Below are 8,426 nucleotides of genomic sequence, written 5' to 3'. Positions count from 1 at the left end.
TCTCAGGCAGTATTTTGATGCTACGGTAGCTACTTTAGAATGATTACGATGCTTCACCCATCATAGTCTTACAGTTTTCATCCTACTGTCCAGATATGACTACTTTTTCAAGAGTCTCTATACTCCTTGTCTATGTTATTCTGTGACTGTGGGAAACAGTCGCTTTCGCTTCGACTTACGGCAGCTAACGGCGGAGCTAACCCGCCTTGCGGGTCAAGCGGACGAAAAATGGCAACGCAGTGAATTGTTTCGGGCGGAGCATTTGTCCATTCAAAAAATAGCAAGGTCAGCTTCAGCGGGTAGTTAGGTTGAGGAGCGGTCACGTGTTGCCCCAATCGCCCTGCAACCAATCTGAAGCGGGTGATCAAGTTGTCGAGCAAGTTCAACTAGCGAGTCGAACTAACCCTGCTGTTAGCTCCGCCGTTAGGTTGAGGAGCCTCCCGCGCTTTTTGCGGGAGCGAGTCAACCTAACGATTGCATTCAGGCGCTTGGTGGGTGCGGCGTGAGCATCTTCGCCTAGCAACAAACGCAAATGCGGGCAGAAGCGTTGAAGTAGCGCCCAGATAACCAAGTCGCCTGCAATGCGTAGGTTAGCGCGGCGCTTTGCTTTTGCCCAACAAACCCGCTCCCAAGGTGCATTTCCATCTGCGTTCTCTCGACCTGCCGACAAATCTGTTTTTCACTTCACCAGCGCACTTCTGCTCTAGACAATCAAATTTTGTACTTCGACATGTTGCCTCACGACGGCTCTGCTGACCAATTCGACCTATGTTTGCAATCTATATCTACCACCACGAATCCACATTTATCATAGCTCTGCATACAGACCATAATGTTTCACCTTGATCCAAGGTAGCCAAATTTACAATCAAGTCTTTTGTTTTATCAAACACTTCCATTCGATTCTTAAATGAAGTTGTAGTGAAAGAGACCCACAAGTTCTGTATAGCTTGATTTTTTTTATCCGATTGAGACATAGATTGAGCTATTTTATTTAATGAATTTGTACATTTGTTACTCTTCAATTCATCAATTCTACTCTCCCATGTTTGAGTAAGTAATTGGGTTACCTTGTGTAACTGTCTTGCTTTAGAACCTCTGCCTTCAAGGTTTTCACCCAATGTTAAATCCTGATTTGCCTCTTCCTCCACATTCATAGCTTGAGCTATTCTACGTAACGCCACTTGCCTTGGATAATGTACACTCAGCATCTTAACTATGTTCATTGTATATTCGAATGCTTTTGTCGCTTTTTCCCATTTCTCAAATTGTAATAATTCCACTGCTGCTAGAATTAGAAATTCTGTTTTATATACTTCGTCTTGAATTTTTGTCGCTGTGGTTAATGCTTGTTCAGCTATCTCAATTGCCTTATCTTCTCTCTCAACACTTACAAATATCAAGGCAATTTCGCTCATTCGAATTGTTTTATATATCCAATCATAATAATCCAGTTCTACTGTAGCGGCGAAAGCCCGATTGGCCAACTTGACAGCTTTATCGTATTCTTTTGCGTCCGCCATCACCTGAGATACTCTAATTAAAATGTCTATTCTGGATTGGTCACTGTACTGGTTCCCTTGATTCCATTCTGCACCAACTGTTTCCAACGCTTGGTCTACAATTTCAAATGATTCATTTTTTCTCCCAAGTCGAAGTAAAATAAAAGCCAGCCTACTTAATGCACTAGCCCTAGATACATTGTTTGAGATTCTACCTACCTTTGCCAATATGTGATCAATTATCACCGCAGTTTTTTCCAACTCACCATTGTTTACGAGATTCAAAGCTATTTCAGTTTGTTGTGCCACCCTTTCCCACATTTGCGTTTTCATTTCAGCGTAAACCAGTTCCATATTAATTATTATTGGCTCTGCTTTGCCAAACTTTTCGATTAACTCTCTAGCATAGCTAATGCCAATGAACGCCCCTCGTTTTGTACCTGATGATGCACTTATTTTATAGGCCCACCTTTTAGCCTCGGTGAAATTTCCTGTTTCTGCAAGAGCAACAACAATTCCCAAGATTGCTCGTTCTTTACCCCATTCAGTTTTAATCATGGTTATTGCTTGTCCAGTCAATTTAATCATTCCAACACGAGTTAGTGTATAAGTTATCTTGCACAAAACATCATCTCTCTCGGGCCAACTCCTAATTTTAGAAGTTGCAATCCACGCTTGTTCAGTCACTTCTATTGCTTTTAGCTTTTTTCCTGCTCTAATTAACGAATTGGCTACACAGATAATAGCTCTAATTTTGTGCCAGTCATCTACAATATTCTTCGCTATCTCCAACGATTCATTACACATATTGTATTTGGTCATAGCCTCGACTATTATAAAAAGTGCCTCGGACCTCATTGCCTCACTGCTGATCGCTATTGAAACATTAAAAGACTGCTCAAACTCCCGGACCATTACAAGATATTTAACTGTCTCCAATAACAATGCTTCATTTTGAGATAAAATTGCAAGCTCGCTAGCTTTTTTAAAATTCCCCAACCGAATTAGAATACGTACCACATCCAATTCTGCAACCAAGTTGCTTGTAAGTAATTCTTGTACAATGGTATTTACCTCGTTTAGATGCCCTTGTTTCAAAAGAATATCGCTAATAATATAATAAGCTTTGCCTTGCTGTTTTGCGCCTTCAATTAGGAAAGCAAAACCTAAAGATTGATACGCTTTGCCTACACAAACTAGCATTCCCCATAACTCTGGAGGGACTTGGGTCGCAAGAGAGTTAAGAGTGGCCAAAATGAGTTGCCCCCTGATTAATTCAACCAAGTTGGGCGATTGGCCTGTACTTGCTTCCTCAATTAATAAAGTCACGTCATTTGCGAATTCTTTGTACGAGTAAAAACGCTTGAATTGCGCACTCATCCACGGCTTATCAATCAGTCTGTAAAGGTCAACCTTCCGACCGCTACGCACTAAATGGCGTGCGAAATGAAGTGCCCCATATTCATCAAAGTCCGCATAACGGTTGTCCATTACACGCTCCTTATCAAAGATAAGTAATAAGTGGCTATCATATCATCATATTGAGCTAAATTCACACATTCCTTTAAAAAATCCTGAAAACTGGCGTGATAAATTCGATACCGATGTTCACCGTTTACCCATACCTCTGTCAGAAATTCACGCCATAATAAAATGCTCTTTTTCACCAAGCCTTGGTTCAAACATGTCCATGATGCAATTTGTTGGATTGTTATAGGTTCCTGCGCTACTCCAAGAATACAAATAATGGGCTCGTAAATGGAATTAAACTCCCTCTCATTACCTTCAAATATTTGTCTCCAGTGACGTTGATAATATGCCATAAGCCCATCAGGCAATTCATCTAATGTGCCTCTATGAAATTCTCCACTTTCAATTGCTGGGAGCACATAATATAGATACATAAAATTACCTTGGCTTTTCTTTCTTAGTGCGGCAACAAATTGCTTCACCGTTACTCCCCAAGTTGAAATCCTATCTTGTATCCCCTTCCGTTGTGTGAAAACCTTAATGTAAGTCGTGATATCCTGCAAGTTTTCTTCTGAATCAGATATCATATTGAATACTTGTTGACTCGTAACATGCAAGCGCATATCCTTCAAAGGGCGTGTTGTTATTAGGACATACACACCTTTAGGTAGTATTGATGGTAGATAAAGCGAATTTGCACTTGGCGCAAGACCAGATTGGCTTGCCTCGTCCAATGCATCAATTGCAATTACGACAGGGTGATTTGCACTGTTCGCCGCAATTTCTTCCAAACATTGAATCAAGAGGCTGCTATTGTCAATTGCTCTTGGTGTGATTTCTTTGTGCTTCAATCTGTATTGGTTCAGCGGGAATTGGAGTTTTGCCATCCTGAAATAAGACACTACAAGTTGCATAGACCGTGCCATTATCGAACAAAACTACTACTTGCTGCTGCTGTTGTTCTTTGGTTCTTGGCTCTTTGTTCACGAGCAACTTTCAGTTTGCGTTTGCGTTCAGCAAAGATTTTCGACTCGTTGCCCAGCAATTTATCTCTGGGTGTCACATAACCAATGGCGCTGTGCAGGCGTTCATCATTATAGTACTTCACAAACTGATTGACAATTCTTCGAGCATCTTCCACCGAAAGCGGTGTCTTGGGCCGAATGCACTCTGATTTCAACGATTTGTACCACCTTTCCATCTTGCCGTTGCTCTGCGGATAGTAGAAGGATGTGCGAACGTGAGTCATTCCACAAATGCGGATGAATTCCTTAAAGTCCTTGGCAATGAACTGAGGACCATTGTCTGAAATGATGCGGGATTTCTGCCCAGGGAACATTTCTCGGGCGCGCTGAATGATGATCTCTACGTCAGCTTCAGTCATTGATTCACGGATCTCCCAATGGATCACGTAGCGGCTATACCCATCCAGAAGGCTGCACAGATAGTAGAATGTGCCACAGATGTTGATGTAGGCAATGTCAGTGTGCCAATGCTCGTGCGGTCTTGTTGGCTGAGTGAAACCTTGGCCTTTCTTGGAGACCGATTTTGCCCATTTTTTCATCATTCCCGCCGCTTTCAGCACTCGATAGACGCTGCTGGGGCTAGCGGCCACCACATCTCCATCCAACATCATATATGCCAAACGACGATAGCCTTCATTGGGATGTTTTCGATAGTAATCCAAGATGCCTTCTCTCTCCCATCCCTCCAACCAAAACCAGCGAGGCGTTTGCCCATTGTGCTGGTTCTCCTGTCCATACCGCTGTTTCCAATAGTAGTATTTGCTTTCAGTTATACCCAGCCAACCAATAAAGCGGCCTATCCCTATCTCGGTTTTCTTGGACCACTCTCTGACCAAATCCACAACTTCATCCCGTGTTTTCCTGGGCACCCAGACTTTCTTCAAGGTGCCCCAAGTTCTTTTTTTAACGCTATATACTCTTCCATCAACTCACTCACTACTTCATTCTTCTTCTGCACCTTTGCTTCCAACTGCTCCACCCTCTGCTTGAGACGATTCTTTTCCGTATCTCGTCGCCGCTCAAATACTACTCCTCCCTCTTCAAACAACTGCTTTTGCCATCGGTAGAACACTGTCGGTTGTAGATCGTGCTGATCACATACCTCCGATACCGCTACGTCTTCCAAGAGATGCTGTCGAAGAATCCCCACCTTTTCTCTTGCTGTGTATTGCTTCCTTTTCTTTGTCATTGTTTCTCCTCCCATTGTATACTAACTCAGATGTGGCTGTTCTCCAATTCCATCTGAAGCAATACAAGGCAAGGCCTCAATTCTTCCCAAACTACACTACCCTATCGTCCCCGGTACGTTGGCTTGATCTCAATATCAATAACATTTGTCTGGCCCATCTTCTTGTGTTGGGTCATAATCTACAACAAACATATTTTGTACATAACCCTCTTGATTGTCGTATCGTACCTTGCACAAGCCTAGAGGGTTAGCAGCTTCTTCCAATACTTCAATCTGTGCCCCGTGTGGGATGTGTGCAAGAGGGGGGATCGGTGTATCTTGATTACTATACAGATTGACAGCCTCCATTACTAGTTGACCATACTCAATACTGTCTGGGCATTTATCAATACCATTTATCCATGCTGTGCGGAGTGATGCAGTGGGTGGGGTACGCGAACCACTCGCAATAGCCACGGCAACACAACAAACAACAACAATGCAAGCAACCAGCACGAGAGTCAGATTTCGGGTTTTCTTCTTGCCCTTCTTCTTTCTACGCTTTGATGATTTGACCTTGCTCAACATGTTCAACCGCTGCAACCCTCTTTTGGCAAGCTCACTGTTTGGGTTAATTTCTAGCGCACGTTGCAAGCACTCACGTTTGAGTTGAGAATCATCCACACAAACGGCCATCCCAAGCCAAGCGTCTTCGTTGTTATCGTCAACCTCGAGGATTTGGGTCAGTAATTGCTCGGCATATTTCTTGTTCCCCGCTTTGATCGCTGCAATGGCTTGTTGTAGATTTTCTTCTGACATCAAGTATTCCTCTATTCTCAATTCTCCCCAAACCAAACCGCCCCTCGATCCTTCCCAACACGCTGACTCGCACTCAGTATCTCCTCAGTCACCCAGGACGGGGCAACGGCTACCAGTGCCCGTAACCGTTCCTTGTACGTTGCTTGTAGGCGTTGTGCCTACGCATTCGCGTCGGATCATTGTTCATCAGCTTTTCTGTGAGTTGGTCCACCACACGGGTGGCCTGGATTAACTCCTCAGCGATAACCTATTCTCGGCATACCGTTGGGTCTTGTCCAGGTCATCGGTCTGGTAAATCCTCTCCCAAGTGGTCGAGAGAAACCGCCTGGCCCAGGATCAGGATATCTGCGCTAAGTCTCGGTGTTATCGCTACGTTCACCTCTCCTATGTGCCCAAATTTCGACGGCCACCCTGGCCACTTCCTCGATAGGAGCGTGTGGCCCTAAGCGTTCCAGAGCTTTGGCGATTGCCCTGCTGGGAGTTGATCTGTACTGTGGACATGCCCACACTTTCTCACAATACTCAAGCGCCTCCTTTTCTGTACTCTTTTGGATCTCCGCTATTCTTTTGAGATGTTCGCTAGCTGCCATCTTACCTTACCTCGTTTCCTTCCTAAAAGTGTTACACTCACAAGCAATTATACCACTCCTCTCAGTGCATCATCTCATCCTTCTGCAGCTTTGTAAAACACATCGGGGGTGTAGCAGTGGGGTCGTCTACACTATGGTGTCCACACGTGAAGCCGACACCCTGCAAGGCAAAGATCACAATTATCTCATTCTCGGGATCGTATTCTCTAATAGCTTTCTCTGCCTCAGCGTTGAACGCGACATCACCAAAGTCAGAGCCGGAGACAGTATACTCTGGGAGTTTTTCTGGTCCTTCTCTGGTGCCCTCAAAGAGTATAGCCCCACGCCCGTTTTGCATATACCCTCCCCAGTCAAAAGTCGCCAGAACAGGCCACATACCAAGGACAAAATCACACTGTCCTTGCAAGGTGGTCATATCAATTTCACTTGGAGAAAAGTGTCTCCCCTGTTTTCCTTTCCGTTTTCTAGTCATCTCGGCCCTCGTACCGCTCGATCACCCACATCTCCTCACTTTCTTGGTCCACCACTCGGGTGACCTGGATCGTGGGTGATTCTAGCAATCTAGCCGCGTACCGTTGAGCTACGGGTAGGCTGTTCGCGAGGTATACCTCCTCCCAGGTGGTCGAGCCCACATCCTGGGCTTCTATTCTGTAGCGTTTCATAATTGTTCAGCGACCTCGCCGCTGCCCCCATTGTTGTGGACGCAGACAGTCAGCAGCCCTCCAGCCGCGCATAGCCCGTGCGACCTCGCCACCCTTCATCGGGACGTCATCGGGCTTGACCTGGCGCGTTTCTCTGACTCGCTGCGTCACGGTGGTCAGGTCCTAGATCGCCTGCAAGCGCCGTGCATGCCACCGCTCAAACCAGTTTTCTGGCATAATTGTGTTGGCAAGGTAACTAATCGGCAACTGCCCTGCCACACGAACCAACTCGGCTGGAATCCTTTACCCCCTCCGCCTGATCCAACCCCAAACACCAACTACCACTCCGACCAACAATGCCATAAAACTACCGTTCACGAAAATCCATTTCACTGTTGTCATCACCCCAGCCAAACTAGCTAAGATCATTGTTGGTTGCGGATATCTCAGCATCACGATGGAAGTTGTTAGGTTCTCCAAATAGTCAAACAGTGTACCCAACACTGGTACCAGGTTTGCACGCTGCCAACGACTATTTGCCGTAAATGCCTTGCCGTACACCCAACTGATCGTAGTTCCAAGAAATGCTGTGTATACCAACGGCCATATCACGTCAAAGGTCAATCTCGCTCGAACGTATGCCCGTCGTCCTTGTTCTCCATATTCTTTGGCTATACGGTACAGATTATCAGACGAGTAGTAAAACGACATATCTGGTGACTCGACACTGCCAACATCCGCTTCTGAGCGAACTGCTTGACGAGGCATGACCAGTACAGAAAAAAGCAGAAAGATGATTACTGCTATCAAAGTCACCCAGCCAGTTGAGACATGATGCAGCCAATCTGAGATGCGTTTTCCCATCAACAACCCCTGTATGGACAATCTGTAGTTGGTAAGAGGGTAGGTCAGGTGGCGAGGGGCCTCCGATGGCCCCTAACACAATGTGCCGTGACAAACATTGTTTACCTTAACACCCTCCTATTACCTCTCCCCAGATGCCGTTTTTGTGGTGGATGGTTCGGCGGTGAGTCCCCAAAGTACGCTTCATTTATAATTATTGGTAATTACCGGTAGTGTTCCTCAACAGTTGAGATAAATGCAAACGAGCACTCAAAACACTCAAAGACAGGATGAAGGAAGCATTGAAAAGGAGCATCAAAACAGCCTAATTCCACGCAGTAAGGTACGCGAAAACTGCGTGAGAGAAG

The 8,426-nt window shown here is 45.2% G+C and carries 8 protein-coding genes; all 8 read right to left on the bottom strand.

Features of this window, described 5'->3' with window-relative positions:
- Positions 1 to 382: 382 nt before the first annotated feature.
- The 8 genes from GY843_RS00040 to GY843_RS00005 all read right to left on the bottom strand — a co-directional run bounded on the left by GY843_RS00040 (position 383) and on the right by GY843_RS00005 (position 8,079).
- Positions 383 to 670 (bottom strand): hypothetical protein, encoded by a 288-nt coding sequence (locus GY843_RS00040; protein ID WP_297305681.1) that lies wholly within the window; start codon positions 668 to 670, stop codon positions 383 to 385.
- A gap of 115 nt (positions 671 to 785) precedes the next feature.
- Positions 786 to 2,993, bottom strand: a complete 2,208-nt coding sequence (locus GY843_RS00035) for a lipopolysaccharide assembly protein LapB (RefSeq protein ID WP_297305680.1) — start codon at positions 2,991 to 2,993, stop codon at positions 786 to 788.
- Positions 2,993 to 3,886, bottom strand: a complete 894-nt coding sequence (locus tag GY843_RS00030) for a hypothetical protein (protein WP_297305679.1) — start codon at positions 3,884 to 3,886, stop codon at positions 2,993 to 2,995. The genes GY843_RS00035 and GY843_RS00030 overlap by 1 nt, the downstream gene beginning before the upstream one ends.
- Positions 3,887 to 3,897: 11 nt before the next feature.
- Positions 3,898 to 4,839: an IS3 family transposase gene (locus GY843_RS00025; protein WP_297305678.1), complete on the bottom strand. Its 942-nt coding sequence runs from the start codon at positions 4,837 to 4,839 to the stop codon at positions 3,898 to 3,900.
- Positions 4,840 to 4,877: 38 nt separating this feature from the next.
- The gene (locus GY843_RS00020; protein ID WP_297305677.1) at positions 4,878 to 5,186 is read right to left on the bottom strand and encodes a transposase; all 309 of its coding nucleotides are present in this window, start codon (positions 5,184 to 5,186) and stop codon (positions 4,878 to 4,880) included.
- A gap of 135 nt (positions 5,187 to 5,321) precedes the next feature.
- Complete coding sequence (locus GY843_RS00015; RefSeq protein WP_297305676.1) at positions 5,322 to 5,984, bottom strand: hypothetical protein; 663 nt, start codon at positions 5,982 to 5,984, stop codon at positions 5,322 to 5,324.
- Positions 5,985 to 6,635: 651 nt separating this feature from the next.
- Positions 6,636 to 7,046: a hypothetical protein gene (locus GY843_RS00010; RefSeq protein ID WP_297305675.1), complete on the bottom strand. Its 411-nt coding sequence runs from the start codon at positions 7,044 to 7,046 to the stop codon at positions 6,636 to 6,638.
- Between the two features lie 472 nt (positions 7,047 to 7,518).
- A complete protein-coding gene (locus GY843_RS00005; RefSeq protein WP_297305674.1) occupies positions 7,519 to 8,079 on the bottom strand; it encodes a hypothetical protein in 561 nt (186 codons plus the stop codon).
- Between the last annotated feature and the right edge of the window lie 347 nt (positions 8,080 to 8,426).

It is taken from the genome of Neptuniibacter sp. (genome assembly GCF_024231755.1).
GTDB lineage: Bacteria > Pseudomonadota > Gammaproteobacteria > Pseudomonadales > Balneatricaceae > Neptuniibacter.
This window is presented reverse-complemented; position numbering and strand designations above follow the sequence as displayed.